Origin of the sequence: Geomicrobium sp. JCM 19038 (assembly GCF_000698125.1) — a bacterium.
In the GTDB taxonomy this organism is placed as follows: Bacteria; Bacillota; Bacilli; order Bacillales; family Marinococcaceae; genus Geomicrobium_A.
This window is the reverse complement of the sequence record NZ_BAXA01000009.1, coordinates 66,589-82,079: the sequence shown is the minus strand read 5'-3', so window position 1 is coordinate 82,079 and position 15,491 is coordinate 66,589. Positions and strand designations below refer to the sequence as shown.

18 protein-coding genes, 3 pseudogenes and 1 riboswitch are annotated in these 15,491 nt (G+C 41.5%); of the genes and pseudogenes, 3 read left to right on the top strand and 18 right to left on the bottom strand.

Annotated features, from left to right (window positions below; genetic code table 11):
* Positions 1-85: 85 nt before the first annotated feature.
* Positions 86-220, bottom strand: a complete 135-nt coding sequence (locus JCM19038_RS24495; RefSeq protein ID WP_255343377.1) for a hypothetical protein — start codon at positions 218-220, stop codon at positions 86-88.
* 264 nt (positions 221-484) lie between these two features.
* On the opposite strand from JCM19038_RS24495, the gene JCM19038_RS22875 reads away from it, so the two are divergent.
* Entirely contained in the window at positions 485-655 is a 171-nt protein-coding gene (locus JCM19038_RS22875) for a hypothetical protein (RefSeq protein WP_193745124.1), read from the top strand.
* Between the two features lie 24 nt (positions 656-679).
* Here JCM19038_RS22875 and JCM19038_RS12455 read toward each other — a convergent pair whose 3' ends face one another.
* The 8 genes and pseudogenes from JCM19038_RS12455 to JCM19038_RS12425 form a co-directional block, all read right to left on the bottom strand.
* Entirely contained in the window at positions 680-865 is a 186-nt protein-coding gene (locus tag JCM19038_RS12455; RefSeq protein ID WP_042418441.1) for an NETI motif-containing protein, read from the bottom strand.
* A gap of 1 nt (position 866) precedes the next feature.
* Positions 867-1,390, bottom strand: a pseudogene (locus tag JCM19038_RS12450) (DUF2179 domain-containing protein).
* A gap of 114 nt (positions 1,391-1,504) precedes the next feature.
* Positions 1,505-2,017: an isoprenylcysteine carboxyl methyltransferase family protein gene (locus JCM19038_RS12445; protein ID WP_042418439.1), complete on the bottom strand. Its 513-nt coding sequence runs from the start codon at positions 2,015-2,017 to the stop codon at positions 1,505-1,507.
* Positions 2,014-3,084: a type III polyketide synthase gene (locus JCM19038_RS12440; RefSeq protein WP_042418435.1), complete on the bottom strand. Its 1,071-nt coding sequence runs from the start codon at positions 3,082-3,084 to the stop codon at positions 2,014-2,016. Before JCM19038_RS12440 ends, JCM19038_RS12445 begins: the two co-directional genes overlap by 4 nt.
* A 151-nt stretch (positions 3,085-3,235) precedes the next feature.
* Positions 3,236-3,652 (bottom strand): glycine betaine ABC transporter substrate-binding protein, encoded by a 417-nt coding sequence (locus tag JCM19038_RS20950; RefSeq protein ID WP_052361585.1) that lies wholly within the window; start codon positions 3,650-3,652, stop codon positions 3,236-3,238.
* Between the two features lie 9 nt (positions 3,653-3,661).
* Positions 3,662-3,972, bottom strand: a pseudogene (locus tag JCM19038_RS25510) (glycine betaine ABC transporter substrate-binding protein); the annotation flags it as partial.
* Between the two features lie 460 nt (positions 3,973-4,432).
* Positions 4,433-4,738 (bottom strand): hypothetical protein, encoded by a 306-nt coding sequence (locus JCM19038_RS12430; protein WP_052361582.1) that lies wholly within the window; start codon positions 4,736-4,738, stop codon positions 4,433-4,435.
* 289 nt (positions 4,739-5,027) lie between these two features.
* Positions 5,028-6,551 (bottom strand): glutathione ABC transporter substrate-binding protein, encoded by a 1,524-nt coding sequence (locus JCM19038_RS12425; RefSeq protein ID WP_052361581.1) that lies wholly within the window; start codon positions 6,549-6,551, stop codon positions 5,028-5,030.
* 148 nt (positions 6,552-6,699) lie between these two features.
* A riboswitch (SAM riboswitch) is annotated at positions 6,700-6,803 on the bottom strand.
* A gap of 191 nt (positions 6,804-6,994) precedes the next feature.
* On the opposite strand from JCM19038_RS12425, the gene JCM19038_RS12420 reads away from it, so the two are divergent.
* Positions 6,995-7,738: a polysaccharide deacetylase family protein gene (locus tag JCM19038_RS12420; RefSeq protein ID WP_193745122.1), complete on the top strand. Its 744-nt coding sequence runs from the start codon at positions 6,995-6,997 to the stop codon at positions 7,736-7,738.
* 269 nt (positions 7,739-8,007) lie between these two features.
* On the opposite strand, the gene queF is transcribed toward JCM19038_RS12420, so the two are convergent.
* The 6 genes and pseudogenes from queF to JCM19038_RS12390 form a co-directional block, all read right to left on the bottom strand.
* Positions 8,008-8,505: a preQ(1) synthase gene (gene queF / locus JCM19038_RS12415; protein WP_042418432.1), complete on the bottom strand. Its 498-nt coding sequence runs from the start codon at positions 8,503-8,505 to the stop codon at positions 8,008-8,010.
* A gap of 17 nt (positions 8,506-8,522) precedes the next feature.
* Entirely contained in the window at positions 8,523-9,239 is a 717-nt protein-coding gene (gene queE / locus JCM19038_RS12410; protein ID WP_042418429.1) for a 7-carboxy-7-deazaguanine synthase QueE, read from the bottom strand.
* Entirely contained in the window at positions 9,236-9,661 is a 426-nt protein-coding gene (gene queD / locus JCM19038_RS12405) for a 6-carboxytetrahydropterin synthase QueD (RefSeq protein WP_042358980.1), read from the bottom strand. Before queD ends, queE begins: the two co-directional genes overlap by 4 nt.
* Positions 9,661-10,322: pseudogene (gene queC, locus JCM19038_RS12400) on the bottom strand (7-cyano-7-deazaguanine synthase QueC). Before queC ends, queD begins: the two are co-directional and overlap by 1 nt.
* 79 nt (positions 10,323-10,401) lie before the next feature.
* Positions 10,402-10,638: a hypothetical protein gene (locus tag JCM19038_RS12395; protein ID WP_042418425.1), complete on the bottom strand. Its 237-nt coding sequence runs from the start codon at positions 10,636-10,638 to the stop codon at positions 10,402-10,404.
* 158 nt (positions 10,639-10,796) lie between these two features.
* A complete protein-coding gene (locus tag JCM19038_RS12390; protein ID WP_042418422.1) occupies positions 10,797-11,627 on the bottom strand; it encodes a GNAT family N-acetyltransferase in 831 nt (276 codons plus the stop codon).
* A 108-nt stretch (positions 11,628-11,735) separates the two neighbouring features.
* On the opposite strand from JCM19038_RS12390, the gene JCM19038_RS12385 reads away from it, so the two are divergent.
* A complete protein-coding gene (locus tag JCM19038_RS12385) occupies positions 11,736-12,506 on the top strand; it encodes a class I SAM-dependent methyltransferase (RefSeq protein ID WP_042358987.1) in 771 nt (256 codons plus the stop codon).
* Between the two features lie 352 nt (positions 12,507-12,858).
* Here JCM19038_RS12385 and JCM19038_RS12380 read toward each other — a convergent pair whose 3' ends face one another.
* From JCM19038_RS12380 to JCM19038_RS12370, 3 genes are all read right to left on the bottom strand, one after another.
* Positions 12,859-13,521: a hypothetical protein gene (locus JCM19038_RS12380; protein ID WP_042418419.1), complete on the bottom strand. Its 663-nt coding sequence runs from the start codon at positions 13,519-13,521 to the stop codon at positions 12,859-12,861.
* 484 nt (positions 13,522-14,005) lie between these two features.
* Positions 14,006-14,905 (bottom strand): macrolide 2'-phosphotransferase, encoded by a 900-nt coding sequence (locus tag JCM19038_RS12375; protein ID WP_042418416.1) that lies wholly within the window; start codon positions 14,903-14,905, stop codon positions 14,006-14,008.
* Positions 14,906-15,072: 167 nt separating this feature from the next.
* On the bottom strand, positions 15,073-15,483 hold the full coding sequence (locus tag JCM19038_RS12370) for a hypothetical protein (RefSeq protein WP_042418412.1): 411 nt from the start codon (positions 15,481-15,483) through the stop codon (positions 15,073-15,075).
* Positions 15,484-15,491: the final 8 nt, after the last annotated feature.

Below are 15,491 nucleotides of genomic sequence, written 5' to 3'. Positions count from 1 at the left end.
TGAGAGCAACTTCTCATCAATCATATACCTATTTCTCGTAACCATCCGCAAATTCAAACAGTCATTAGTGTATATCTGCGTTTTACTAAGATTGCAGTGCGGCTACTAACCATTCATAGATGGTCATAAACAATACAGCGCCAAGGATCGATGCGGGGACGAGAATGATCATTTGTACGATAAACGGTTGTTTTCTTAATTTTGCCATGACATTCTGCATGACTTCCCACCTCTTTATCTAGTTGTATGACAAGTATACCAAAAGTCGCACCTCATTTTAACTGAACTTTTCCGAACAATCTAATCCATAATTAACTTTTTTTACGGATTTAGTACATTTGAAAATGATAATAATCCTCTCCACTTGGAGAAGGTGATTATCAAAGTTTAGAAAAGCGTCTCCTTCTACTAACATGGAAATTCAAAATGGATACACTGGATATATTGCTTTTGCAAATAAGTATTGTATGAAAAAGTGGCTTTTGTGGCGAAGACGCATGCGGCGGCTGCAAAGCAGGTTGGTTCGACACCCTTGCTAAAAGCAATGACTGTTGAACTTCTTTTATTGTTAGCTGAAGCAACGCCCGCGGCAAGCGTAGCCTCAGAAGTCGCTTTACTCATTGTAAGTACGTATAAGTTTCTTAACAGAATCTAAATAACCTTCTCGACTGGGAGAAGGTTATTCTTTCAACACTGCTTCAAAAACAATTCTTTGTTCTTTTACCGTGACATTCTTGTTGCTGTCTTCAGTAAAGATCGGTTTCTCCATTCGACGAACGGGGCGATATCCTTCACCGTCGATTCGTACTAAACAGTCGCTAATCGTTTCATTTTCTTCGACTTCAAATGTTTTCTTACGAGCCATCTTATCTACGTAATCCTTTCACCCAGAACCCGCCGAAAAACGCTTTCGGTTCGTGGGATATAATAAATGCTTTTGGGTCCAATAACTTCACTGTATCATAAAGTGCCTTTTCACTTCGACGAGAAGTTAAGATCTCCATCATGAGTCGCTCTCCTTCACGTCCGTACGCCACCCAGTTCGTTACACCATACCCTTTATCTCGCAGATAATTCGGAATATCTGGCTCGTATTCTTTCGTAATGACATTGACAGTAATGTAACCGAGCGCCAGTTTCTCTTCGATTTTTATACCGATAATTACACCGATTCCATATCCTAATGCGTATGCGACAATGTGAAACACAGAGGTCATATTGTCTAACACGATTCCAAGCCCAGTTACATAAACAATGATTTCAAACATACCTGCGAGTGCAGCTAGCATCTTTAAACCTTTAAGCGTCAAGATCAACCGTAACGTCAAAAGAGTTACATAACGATGTTAATGAGAAAAATGAGAAGAACAACACTCCACATATGTTCCATGAGCTCGTTAAACAATGGCGGCGATCCCCCTGTACTCGTAACTTAAGACTTCCGCCAAAATATAACATGATTGTTCTTCCTTTAGAAGACGTAAAAAATCGCAGTTTTCGACATTTATTTTTGGTAATGACGCAATGCTTCTTCCTCTTTAGGAATGCGTATAAAATAAAGAAATAAGAAATTGGCAACAGAAAAAATAGCCGCTGTGACATAGGCTTGGAAAATCAGCGGTAACAGCACAATTTCTAAAATGACTACCACATAGTTCGGATGTTTCATAAAGCGATAAGGTCCTTCGGCGACACGTTGTCCATCAGGTAATACGAGAATCTTCGTGTTCCAAAAACGTCCGAGTGTCATCAGAGCCCAAAGGCGCAATGCTTGGACACCTAGAAATACGAGTAATAACGGTTGCCAAACTGGGGAAGTTTGAAAACCTGTCCAGATGACTTCACTAATTAATGTCACAAAAAAGAGGACGTGCATGCCGACCATGTACGGATAGTGTCTCGCCCCATACTCAATCGCTCCGAGACCTTTCACGTGTCGCTCATTCACTTTGGCAACGTACAACTCGACGATTCTCTGAAAGATGACCCACGTAATGATAATTAAAAATAAAATCATGCGTGTTCACTCCATTCCACCCACAATAATTCTGAACTAAATCCTGGTCCTAACGCGGTTATAATGCCTTCATCGAGAGGTGCGGTGTTCCCTTCTAAAATGGATTTCAATACGTAAAGAACTGTCGGAGAAGACATATTCCCATGAGCTCGTAATACGTCTCTTGCAGGGTTCGTTTTGCCATCTGGTAATTTCAACGCATCTTCATAAGCCGTCAGAACTTTCTTCCCTCCAGGATGGGCAATAAAATGTGTAATGTCATCTTTTGACTTTCCTATTGAATTTAGAAAATGAATCACATTGTCATCAAGCCAAGAAGAAACAATCGTCGGAATATCTCTGGAGAAAACAACATGCAATCCGTCGTCTTCCACATCCCACCCCATCACACGTTCAGAATCAGGCATAAGCGTAGATTGTGTATCGGTAATGACTGGCATAAATTTTTGCTTAGACGAGACGTCTGTCCCATGCAATAATGCACAAGCGACCCCATCAGAGAATAGAGATGTTCCAACAAGGTTGCTTTTTGAAACATCACCTGTTTGAAAGGTTAAACTACACAACTCAATGCATAGAACGAGGACGCGAGCATTGGGGAATGCACGGCAATATTCGAATCCCCTTGATAATCCAGCTGCACCACCTGCACACCCTAAGCCCCAAATCGGTATACGTTTCGTATGCATGTTCATATTCAGTCGATTCATAATTCGCGCGTCAAGGGTTGGAGTTGCAATCCCTGTACTAGTCACACAAATAAACGCATCCACTTCATCTGAACGTACTTCGGCTTTATGCAAACAATTCGTCACCGCTTCAGCACCTAATTCCACCGCACGTTCAATGAACTCGTTGTTTTTGTCACCGAAAGAGTGGGGTTGTTGATACCACTCAAGGGGCATGACGAATTGTCTCTCTTCAATATCTCCGTTATTAAACACACGTAAAAGACGGTCAATATCACTGTATTTATCTTTGAATACTCCGCGCACAAGTGATGCAATTTGATCTTGTGAAACTGGATGTTTTGGCAATGCCGTAGCGACAGATTCAATAATAGCCAACCTCTACACCTCACTATTAGTCAATATGGGTAGAGTATCCCTCATTGGCAATTTTATGTATTGCACATTTGAACATTCGATGTTAAAAAAAGATAGTGCCTCATCCGGTCAAATACGTTGACCGGATGAGGCACTAACCCGTGATCGATGACTATTCATCTTGAAGTTCTTCAAATGAATCGATATCCATATACTTCGGAACCGCAACCCCTGTGACTGCACCGACAGAATTTGGACCAAGATCTACAAAATCACCATCGAATTCTTCAAAGAGTGGCGTTTGGTTCGGCATCCATGAAGCAAGAAGTGCGTCTGCCGAGTCTGTAGCTAATCCTGCATACATCATATTAACCGCTACTTCATTTAAATGCGGAGTATAACCAAGATCTTCGAGCATAACAGCGGCCATGTTCGTTGCTGCTTGTGCATCAGACCAAGCTTCGAGTACAAATCGAACTTCTTCTCCATCACCTTCGCCAACACCGTCTGTCCATTCTTCAACTCGTTCTGGGTGGTCTTCAAGCCATTCACGGGCAGCATCGTATGCACTCATCTCTTCAATGTCCATCAATGCCATTACTTCTTGTTGTTCATCTAATTCAAATTGAAACTGATCTAAAAACTGAAAAACATCAGGAAGGTCGTCCTCTAAGCCATTACGAACTAAAGTATGAACGTCATTTTCTACCGTTACGACACCTTCTGGATCTTCAAGAACTTTAATTCATACGCATTAAACTTCCAATGCGGTTGCCAAGCCGTAATAATAATAGGATCCTCATTCTGGTAAGCGGTATCAAGTGCTGCAACCATCGCACCTTCAGAACTGCTCGTAAGCGTCCAGTCATCCAAGCCATAATGAACAAGTGCTTCTTCTGTCGTATCCATCATGACAGAACCGGGATCGATCCCGATAATTTCATATTCTACTTGCTCACCGAGACTTGCCGTTGATTCTTCGTCCTCACTTCCGTTTCCACAAGCAGTAAGTATGACAGCAGTGCTTAGAAATGCACTCATCATTGCGAATTTTTTCATTCGTTAAAACCCTCCTGTTGTTATGCAACTAAAGTCATTCATAAAAGTTATCACGATCATCTCCAATCCACAAACCTCGTCTAGGGCGGTATTACCATTAAACCGATCATTCTGTCTAATAAGAGGACTTCCTCATACCCATTGTCAGCAATCCTCAACGATGCTTCATACTTTTGTATAATATGTCCTATAGCCGTTAAATGAATGGAATAAATTAAAAAATAAGTACTTGATACATAAAAAAACGCAAGGAAAATCTAGGATGATTTTCCTTACGCTTCTTGTTTTGGACAGTAGAGTCCTTTATTTATTATAAGTCGCCATCTTCGTCTTCTTCACCAAGTGGGTCTTCATCTTCTTCGCCAAGTGGATCTTCGTCTTCTTCACCTAGTGGATCTTCGTCTTCAAGTCCATCATCTTCTAGACCGTCGTCTTCAAGTCCATCATCTTCGAGGCCACCATCTTCAAGGCCGTCTTCTTCTTCACCAGGTGCTGGTTCAGCAGGTGCTTCAGTGTCCATGCCCGGATCTTCTTCTGGTGCATCTTCACCACATGCTGCTAGTAGTCCTACTGAGAAAATTGCTGATAGAGCTCCGTAAAGAAGTTTCTTATTCATTGTTTAACACTCCTATTTTATGAGGATCGTTATTGCTAACGGCTTGGCTTTCCTTGTTAGCTGAGTACATCATAGCAACTGAAAATCGACTCGCCTACCCTTTCTGACGTTTTTTGAAGATGCTATAGGCTTTACCACATTTGCGAAATCCTTTTGAAATATCAATGTCATCATTCTGATAACAAGCCCCCTTTATCCAACACGATTCCCACATTCCACCAAACTTTCGCCAGATTTAGCAATAAAAAAGAACAAGGACACGATCTCCTTGTTCTTCGCATGATCTTAATTATTGATCTGTTTGAAGACGAACTTGACTTATATCAAATACACCAATCGGCAATGGAATGAATCCTTCCACATTTTCATGAATGCCAACGCGGAATGGATCATTGGCAATAAACACTAACGGTGACTCATCTAAGACGATTTGTTGGAATTCAGCATAATACTGTTCACGCGCTTCAGGGTCACTTTCTTCTCGTGCCTCATCTAACAGACGATCTGCTTCTTCGTGATCAAAAAACGAACGGTTCCCATTTGCACCTTGGTTATCAGAATGGAAAACGGAGTATGTTGCATTGTCAGCATCACCTGTCACAGTCGTCCAACCCGCAATCGCCATTTCGTGTTCTCCCTCACCCATTGCACTTAGAAGCGCACTCCACTCACGCTGTTCAATGGAAATATCAATTCCAATTTGTCCTAGTTGATCTTGAATGTATTCCGCAGTTTGAATGTTGATTTGGTCGTTGTCACGTACGTAAAGCGTAGTACTAAACCCGTCTTCATATCCTGCAGAAGCAAGCAATTCTTGTGCTTCTTCAAGATCATAATCATTTTTATCTAAATCATCCGTATGACCGAAGACACCAGGAGGAATTGGCCCGTCAGCCGCACGACCATATCCTTCATAAATTCCTTCTACAATCGTGTCTGTATCAACAGCTTTCGCAATGGCTTGGCGAACTTCAACTTGATCAAACGGTTCCACATCATTATTTAAGATAATAAAGTTCAATCTTGTACTTTCGACCGTTTCAACATCAGCATGGTCCATCGTTTCGATTTGGGATGTATTGACAGGCTCAATTTCATCAATGACGTGTGCTTCATTATTGTTTAACATCGCAATTCGAGTGGACTGGTCTGGAACAATTTTGTACGTGGATGCTTCAATCTCAGGAAGCTCTCCCCAATACTCATCGTTACGAACGAGACGCACCGATTCGCCTTGGTTCCATTCATCTAACTGAAAGCTTCCAGTCCCAACTGGTTCAAGCTCTAAGTTGCGTTCACCATTATCGTGTTCTTCAATCGCCTTTGGACTGATCATTCCACCACCGTCGTGAGTGAGGTTCATTGCAAACGGTGCAAAGGGATACTCGGTCGTCACATGAACTGTATACTCATCCACAACTTCAATTTCATCAATCATGTCGTACATAAACGCTTTTGGTGAAGCAACTTCAGGGTCAATCACACGCTCTAGATTAATTTTTACAGCTTCAGCATTAAATGGTTCACCATCGGTAAATGTCACATCTTCACGTAAGACGAATTCCCATGTCAAATCATCAATCTGTTCAAAACTTTCAGCAAGCTCAGGTTGTAATTCGATGTTCTCATCGTGATTCACGAGCTTATCATAAATATTCGTTCGAATATGTGTTGAAGCGGTATCGTTCGAACCATGAGGGTCAAGACTAATCGCATCATTGGCTACGGCAACAATAAGCTCGTCTCCTACTGCTAATTCACCTTCATTATTCGCTCCCGAACTGCTAAGCTCATCTGTTGCTCTGAAGAACATGCGGCTAATACGACCGCAACTGACGCCAACACTCCGAATTTCACTTTACTCTTATCCATGCTCATCCACCTTCTAGTTGTTATTAGAATATATGAAATTCACAAGAACAAAAAACTCCCTTTTCTAAGAGAAAAGAGAGTAGTATCCGTTCTTATCTCTCAGAACAATCGTTCTGATGGAATTAGCACCTTCCACTAACGTGGGGTTGCTGAGGTGTCATAGGGCCAGTCCCTCTACCTCTCTTCATAAGATTCTATATGTAGTTGATAGTGTTACTTTACTATGGGTTATTTGCTAATGCAAGCATTATTTTCAGAAAAACAGTCAATGTTCTGAAAGACATGTCAGACAAAACTTACACCAGCCTGATTTATCTACTTTTTTTCTCGTATGAAATTTCATTGTAAGGTGACACTATGAAAGGAAAAGAAAGGATGACACTCGTGATTAAACGATTTACACTTAGTTTTCTTTGTACATTACTCATTGCTCTTTCGGTATTTGTTGATTCAATGGATGCAAGACAAGTCGGTTCGTTGCCAGGACTTGCTGATCAATATCCTGAACTAGTATTTGTTCGAGGAAATGATGCGACAAACCAGATCGCATTGACATTTGATGATGGACCTGATCCTCGGTTTACGGACACGGTGCTGAACGCATTAGAGGAATTTGATGTACCTGCAACGTTCTTCGTACTCGGGCAACGAGCAGAAGCAAACCCTAATTATGTAAGACGCATCGTTGATGAAGGGCATGACATTGCCAATCATACTTATTCCCACCCAAATCTCGCTGACCTTACTGTTGATGAGATGGAACAAGAAATTAATCAAGCAGATGCTGTCATTGAGAATATCGTCGGTTTTCGACCACGTCTCTTCCGTCCACCATTTGGTAGTATTTCAGAAGAAGAAGTTGTACGGCTCGGAGAGATGAACAACGTGGCGATTGGATGGGATGTGGACCCCAATGATTGGCAAGAGATCCCTGCTGATGAAGTCAGTGAACGAGTCATCGCTGACACAACAGCTGGCAGTATTATTTTATTGCACGATGGCGTCGATAGCCCTGATTTGACGGTGAATTCACCAGAAGCATTGCAAACGATCATTCCAGAGTTGCAATCTCAGGGGTATGAATTTGTGACGGTTAGTGAATTAATCGGCATCGAAAATCGCAAATAAAAAACCGCTGTTTAGCGGTTTTCAGGCTGTTGAGAAACTTAAACGGACCAAAAGTGTACTCGTGAATGAGTAAGCGCTTCTGTGGCTACACTTGCCGCGGGCGTCTTCGCCACGACAGCCGCTTTTATACAGCATATTGAGTTTGTAAAAACAAAAGTAAAATGTAAAACTTTAATACTTTAAAATCTACAAGTTCATTAACTCTCTACTTCATTTATATAAGAACAGCACTTTTTCGACACTCTGAAAACCGCTGTTTAGCGGTTTTTTTAACGATTTGTAATCGTTTCTGGATACATGTCATGGTAGAGCAGTCGTTGCTCTGCCATTTTTTCGTATTTCGTCCCTGGCTTACCGTAATTTACGTACGGGTCAATGGAAATTCCGCCACGAGGTGTAAACTTACCCCACACTTCAATGTATCTAGGATCCATTAATTCCACGAGGTCATTTACGATAATATTCATCGCATCTTCATGAAAATCACCGTGGTTACGGAAGCTAAATAGATAAAGCTTTAGTGATTTACTTTCTACCATTTTCACATCCGGAATGTAGCTAATGTACACCGTTGCAAAATCTGGTTGTCCAGTAATTGGACAAAGTGTCGTAAATTCCGGGGTATTGAATTTAACGAAATAGTCTCTCGTTGGGTGATTGTTCTCAAACGTCTCTAAAACCCCTGGGTCGTATTCAAACGAATACTTCGTACCTTGATTACCAAGCTGTGTAATCTCTGGTAAGTCTTCTTTTCCTCTACCAACCATCAATCATATCCCTTTCCTTAAACGCCTTGCTTGTTGCCCCAAATCAGCGTATGAATTTGAGGTAAGACACGGACGTTATTTAATTCTTTGTCTTCCATTACAGTATCAACAAGCCATTCATAGCGCTCCAAAAGGTGATCACGTAAACGATTCGGTGTTCCTTCTTCTAAGTCGTCATTGCCGACTTGCAAATAAAATGCCATATTCGGATAACGTGCATGCACTTTTTTCGCGTAAGCCAAGTCGCCTTCATTGAAAATGACGACTTTTAACGACTGACTACCCGATGGTCTTGATTGAAGCTGTTCACAAAAATAATCGAGTTTCTCCCAATCCGTAATCATCTTACTGCTCGGAGGCTTTGGGGAAATCGTAACATCGTCAATCTCTCGTAACCACTCTTGCCAAAAACTACCTTGTGTTTCAACCGCAGTTCCAAGGTCTTGCGCTTTCAGTAGCTGAACGAGTTCACCAATCCCTTTATGAAGTGCGGGATTTCCACCTGAGATGGTTACGTGATTAAAGCGATCGCCACCGATCTCTTGCAACTTTGCCACAATTGTTTCCGGTGTCAGAGCATCCGCCTTTTGGCTTCCGTCCCACGTAAATGCCGAATCACACCACGAACAACTGTAATCACAGCCTCCCGTACGTACGAACATCGTCTTTTGACCTGCAACCATGCCTTCGCCTTGAACCGTTGGTCCAAATACTTCAAGTACTGGTATTTTCATCGATGTTCGCCTCGCTTTGGCCTGTAGATCGCATAGCTCGTAGGCGTTTCACGAACGATTACTTGTAAACAATAAGGACGATGCTTTTCTTGTGATAACAATTCATCAACAAGCTCCCAGATCACTTTCGCAACGACTTCAGTCGTTGGAATCCCTTCTGGAAACTCTGGATGTGTATTTAAGAGTGTATGATCAAAACGACCATGCACTTGTTTTTTTAGTGATTTAAAATTAATTAAAAAGCCCGTATCATCAAGGTCATCACCTGCAACGGTAATGTTCACGAAATACGTATGACCGTGCATTTCTTTACATACACCTGCTCGCTCATCATCAATAAAATGTGCAGCAGCAAAATGCATGTCCTTGTTGAGTTCATACCGATAGTCATGGTGTACTTGTGGGTAAAATTGTTGGAGCATTAGTCATCCCTACCCTTATGATCGAGGTACTTTTGTAATCCTTGCATTCGTAACTCACATGCTGGACATTCGCCGCAGCCATTGCCTTGAACGCCGTGGTAGCACGTTAACGTGCGTTCACGTACGTAATCCAACTTTCCAAGATCATCTGCTAACTTCCATGTTGCTTCTTTATCCAGCCACATGAGAGGAGTATGAATAACGAATGTGTTGTCAATCGCAAGATTGAGCGTTACGTTTAGTGATTTCACAAAACCATCACGGCAATCTGGATACCCACTGTATCAGTCTCACACACACCTGTGATAATGTCGAACGCACCTCGTTGCTGACCAAAAATCGTTGCGAACGTCAAAAAGAGCAGGTTTCTGCCAGGAACAAACGTACTAGGAAGCTCACCTTCGCCTCCGTCTGTCACTTCAATATCTGAACGCGTAAGTGCGTTAGGCGCAAGTTGATTGAGTAAATCCATATCTAGCACATGATGCTCAACACCAACATCATTTGCAATTGATTTCGCCACCTCAACTTCTTGACTGTGACGTTGCCCATAAGAGAATGTGACGGCATAGACCGTTTCAAATCGTTCTAGTGCCCAAAACAAACACGTCGTGCTATCTTGTCCACCACTAAAAACAACAACTGCTTTATCTCTTTTCATCACATACCCCTCCTTTCTATAAAAATAGCCAATCTATATTATCATACAGAAATTTATTTCAAAAATAAACCGTAAGCTCTCATTGGGAAATGTTGTATCGCTCAACTTCTCGTTTAATCATAGAACGGTCTGCACCAATTGGGGTTACCCGTTCAATCGTATGTCCATCTTGCTGCACGCTGATCAAGTAGTAACCCGCGTAGTTGTTCGCTAGATAGAATGAGTGATTTCCATTTCGATATAATTGTCCTTTACCCAAATATTGATATTGAAACGTCTGCCACTGCGTTTCTTCTTGGATATTCGTCTCTAGCATTGCCTCTTTTGCGCCGTCGCAAAAGCTGAACTGGCATATATAGAAGCGCCACTGCTAGTGCCATGCAAAGTAACCATTGAAAGAACGAATTCTCACGCTTCACTCAATCGCCCTCCTCTATACTATTACTAGACTCTATGAGGTGGACGAGTGATTTATTACCCGTAAGCTTGAGCGGCTAATGCATAATGATAGTTTTCTTCGTACGGTGAATCACTACGACCATATCCCATCATCCACGGTGTCGCGTCGATTGTAAAACCAATCGTTACTAGTTCATCGTGGTAACGGTCGGTCGGAACATCGATTCGCATCGGCGTTTTTGCATCCACTGCAAGCTCTTGCGAGAGCAAGCAGAAGTCTTGTTGTGTTTTGGCGACAATGGGGCCGATTACGCGCATATGCTCCCCTTGAATTGCTGCACCGTAAGCAATCATTTGGCCGTTAGCGTCATACTTCACCAGTACTTTTTCGGCCTGCTTAAAACGTTTCTTTAGAAAATGGCTGCGGTTTGAACCCGTTGCTATTGCATCAAGTTCTATCATTGGTTTAATATCTTCTTCTTTGAAGGAACGAAAAATTCGCTCTTTTGGTGCCATAACATGATTCGTCGTATACTTATATATCGTGTGCAAAGGTTCAAAGCCTAATTTTTTGTATAGTGGAAATCCCGCTTCGGTTGCCACACAAATCATCGATTGATTAATTTGTAACGATTGTAGGCATGCCTTCGTTACCCGTTTACCTAGACTCTTTTTCTGATGGTTCGGATGAACGATGACCATACCTAATGATGCAAGTCTATGATCGTAATGAATTGCTGTCGCCGTAGCAATTAACTCGTTTTTGTCATCGATGACCCCAAATGCATGACCGGCTGATAGAAGTGTTTTTGCATCAGCCAGATCAAAAGACCAACCGACTGCCCGAGAGAGTTGGATGATGCCTTTCGCATGCTCAACGTCTAAAGGAATGAGTGTTTCTGCCATGAATACCTCCAAGTTGTAACATTTTGTCGGATTTCATTGTACCATTCCTATTGGCTTTTCGACTTTTTTTCCATATACTTAAGAATTAAAGAAAGGAGTTTACTACTCATGACTGCAAAAGAATGGGATCCTTCCCTTTACGATGATACGGCATCTTATGTCTCACAATACGGCAAAAGCTTGCTTGATGATTGGCTCGCACCAAAACAAGGGGATCACATCGTTGATTTAGGATGTGGAACTGGGGAATTGGCTGCTCGAATTGCGAAGTCAGGGGCAACCGTTCATGGCATTGATTCTTCTGAATCGATGATTAAAACCGCACGAGGAAAGTTTCCTGAGCTCTCGTTCGAAGTTATTGATGCGAAAGACTTTAAAGTTGATGAGCGAGTAGACGCTGTCTTCTCTAACGCTGCACTTCATTGGATGACTGAACCTGAACCCGTGTTGAAAGCGGTCTCAAAATCACTGAAACCAGGTGGCCGATTTGTCGGTGAGATGGGTGCAAACGATAACATTGCAACGATCATTGCTGCTGTAAATATGGCCTTTGTAGAGATCGGTCAAGAGCCGATGCCAGCGATTTTCCCATGGTACTTCCCAAGTCTTGGTGAATACACGACGTTGCTCGAAAAACACGGTTTTATCGTAGAAAATGCTACATACTTCAAACGTCCAACTCCACTACAAGGTGGCGCGGAGGGGCTAAAGACATGGATGCAGAACTTCGCAGATCCATTGCTACAGCCTCTTGATGCTGAAGTACGTGAAGAAGTGCTCGAGCGAACCATTCAATTTGCAGAGCCTGCATTACGTGACGGTGAACAATGGTACGCCGATTACGTACGACTACGTTTTAGTGCATATAAAGAGGAATAGAAAAGAAAGCGTTGGTTTTGTGAACCAACGCTTTCTTTCATAGTTTAAAGGTTGCACAGCCCTGCTCGTGTCTGCGAGGATTTTCATCATTTAGCTTAATTTCTAGAAGCAAAATCCTAGCATAGTTACGTTTATGTGGTGATTTAGCTTCTTTATGTTGGGATTATAGTAATTTTGCTTGACTAAGGTAGGAAAATTCCAACATATACGCGATGATGTAGTGATCACCGACTAGTATTGCAATTACGATCGCGACAAGCTTCCTCACATAAATTACTTTATCTGCTTTAGCACTTATCTAACACTTCTATGTTTATCAACAGCTCGGGATAGTATTTAACTGTCTTCATTGTTAATGATCCCAATAACTTGTTTCCATATCTATTAACCAATGACTTCGTAACATAAGCGCCCTTTCAGTTGCAGCTAGAATTCCTGCAGTAATGAGCGTTACGTTTGCCCAACCCGGTAAAGATACTGGTGAAACAAAAGTTCCAATATTCTCTTCAACCCAAGGGATTTGTGATAGGTATTCAATTAACTGTGGAAGGCTAAGGAACACGGAGGCGAGTAACGTGAGTGCAGCGATAATTCCGATAACAGTACTTATTTTCTTGAAACGATTATGAAATCTTAGGCGAAGCCCTCTAACGGACTGTCGGTCTGGAAGCAACGGATAGGGTTCTCCATGATTCGGAACATAATGAGCGCGACTAAACCCATATGAACCAATTGCCATCTCGATGACACCGCCATAGACTGGAAATGTTGCAGGCAATTTCGACGAAGCCGCGTGCTTGCCATTCAAATAGAGGTCAACCTCATAGTCATCCGCCCAATAACTGTAATTAATGGCATAGATTAATTTTTCATCTTGCTCATTTTTTAACTTTAAATAAAATACGGAACGTGTAAGGATGTGCCAGAATCGATACGACTTTAATAAATGACCGTCTCCTTCTTTCACTTTCTTAATCTTATTCAAATGTTTTCGTCGACGAATAAAGCGAAACATTAATCAGCACCCTCCTCTTTAACACGTTTCGTAATCTGCTTTTATTGTATACGAACAAGCATGAAAAGAAGTTTCATTCAAAAAACGGTAACGCGTACGACGGATTGCCTCAATAACCATCCATTTAGCAGGTTTTTTAATTTCGCAAGTATGCCGGACGTGGACCATTAACAATTTATCTTCAATAATCTATTTGGGAATAAATGTATACTGGAGTATACCTATTCCACCTCGTACTCGGACCTATGTAAACTTGATGTTACCACTCACCAAACTCTCTAACATCTTCATAATAGATCATGTTCCCATAAAAATTTCAAAAATTAAAAACCTAGCTTATGTAGCTTAAGGGGTAGCTTAACCCTATTACTACCCCTTGAAAGTTATTAGACATTCTTCTCTGAAGTGGAGTATGTTAAGACATTGACAGTTACTTAGAGATTATAAAAACGATGAGCAACCATCAATTCATTAATTACAAAGTTTAACTCTCTCCTCGTTGAGAGAGCATAGTTTTTGCTGTTTCATGCATGTCTTGTAATCCGGACACTTGTGCATATTCAGCAACGGTAATGGCACTCGTTGATAACAATTCTTTAATATGATCTTCCATCCCGGACCATGTCCTTCCACCGGCATTATCGTATGCAGCGATTAATTTCTTTAGCCCTTCGTCACCAAAGAGCAATAAATGAGACATAAAATCTACGGAACTGTCACCAATTCCTATTTCTGTCCAATCAATGAGTCCGGTTACGCGATGCTCGTCATTTAGGAGTATGTGAGCTGGGTGCAAATCTCCATGCTTTACTCCGACGAAGGATGGCCAATTGTCTTTTTCTAACCACGTCTGCCATCGCTCCCACAAATCAGGATGAATGTTATACGCCTCATTCACTCGCTCCATGCGCTGTTTCATTGAAACCTTTAATTCATTAGCAGTTAAGGTTTGCATAGGAATGTCTCTAAATTCCTTCGGTTCTACAGTGTGTAGATTTGCCATCACTGACCCAAGTGACTGAATGTATTCTTTCGGCACATTCTTCTCATCAAAGCTCCACTTGTAACCTAGCTGCTCAAGGTCAATTGTTGCCGCAGGAGATCCCTTTAATTGCTTGTATGCAATAACTTCTTCTGAAAAAACAGACCAAGTTGGTACTTGGAAATTCACCGTGCGCTCCAACACATCAAGTGCTTGCTTTTCCACTTTTGCATTTCTCATAGACTCTTTTCTACGAGGAATGCGAATAATCCACGGCTCTCCATCAGTATCTTTCGCATGCGCAACTTGAAAATCAACACCTGATTCATTTATCTGAATTGATTCTTCTTGAATGAATAGCCGATGGTTATCTACAAGTTGCTTAAGTTCTCCTTTATTCACTGTGGTGGCCTCCTTTTCGATCTATTAAGAATTACATTTAGAGTTTCAATTCATCGTTGATCCCATTCAATATCCTAGATGCAAAACAAACCATACCACAAAATACTTTGATGACAAACTAAAAAAGCAGAGTGGAATCTGCTTTTTTTTAAGTACTACGTAAAATTTTATTGTCCAAAATCGCCAGGTATGACTCCAATAATTTGATCAGTATACAGTGTTACATGCGTTAACTTATAAGAATGTTCTACTTGTAGGTTTGGGTAAATGCGCACATCTGACAAATAGATCGCAACGTCTTCTTTTTTACCTGGGTGAGCAATTGACTGAATTGCCTCTATGTATGAAGGCAAAGAATAAGTTTTCTCCTCATTGATCATCATGGATACCTCACTGTTTTCTTCTTGTAACGGAACCATTTCAATATGCACATTTACAACCCCAACTACATATCCAATTGACGTTAAAAACGTCGTGTACGTTCGTTGTTCTTTCTCACTAGCTTCATTTTCAGATGCATTCACTAAATCTAACGCAAACGGATGAGCGAGGATGTGGTGCTGCTTGGTTGAATTCAATGCTATGA

Bases quoted from the DNA above. Each gene is read 5' to 3' on its own strand.
- JCM19038_RS24495 (WP_255343377.1), bottom strand. From the start codon at position 220: ATGCAGAATGTCATGGCAAAATTAAGAAAACAACCGTTTATCGTACAA.
- JCM19038_RS12455 (WP_042418441.1), bottom strand. From the start codon at position 865: ATGGCTCGTAAGAAAACATTTGAAGTCGAAGAAAATGAAACGATTAGC.
- JCM19038_RS12445 (WP_042418439.1), bottom strand. From the start codon at position 2,017: ATGATTTTATTTTTAATTATCATTACGTGGGTCATCTTTCAGAGAATC.
- JCM19038_RS20950 (WP_052361585.1), bottom strand. From the start codon at position 3,652: ATGGACATTGAAGAGATGAGTGCATACGATGCTGCCCGTGAATGGCTT.
- JCM19038_RS12430 (WP_052361582.1), bottom strand. From the start codon at position 4,738: ATGAATAAGAAACTTCTTTACGGAGCTCTATCAGCAATTTTCTCAGTA.
- JCM19038_RS12425 (WP_052361581.1), bottom strand. From the start codon at position 6,551: ATGTTCTTCAGAGCAACAGATGAGCTTAGCAGTTCGGGAGCGAATAAT.
- queF (WP_042418432.1), bottom strand. From the start codon at position 8,505: ATGGTTGGTAGAGGAAAAGAAGACTTACCAGAGATTACACAGCTTGGT.
- queE (WP_042418429.1), bottom strand. From the start codon at position 9,239: ATGAAAATACCAGTACTTGAAGTATTTGGACCAACGGTTCAAGGCGAA.
- queD (WP_042358980.1), bottom strand. From the start codon at position 9,661: ATGCTCCAACAATTTTACCCACAAGTACACCATGACTATCGGTATGAA.
- JCM19038_RS12395 (WP_042418425.1), bottom strand. From the start codon at position 10,638: ATGCTAGAGACGAATATCCAAGAAGAAACGCAGTGGCAGACGTTTCAA.
- JCM19038_RS12390 (WP_042418422.1), bottom strand. From the start codon at position 11,627: ATGGCAGAAACACTCATTCCTTTAGACGTTGAGCATGCGAAAGGCATC.
- JCM19038_RS12385 (WP_042358987.1), top strand. From the start codon at position 11,736: ATGACTGCAAAAGAATGGGATCCTTCCCTTTACGATGATACGGCATCT.
- JCM19038_RS12380 (WP_042418419.1), bottom strand. From the start codon at position 13,521: ATGTTTCGCTTTATTCGTCGACGAAAACATTTGAATAAGATTAAGAAA.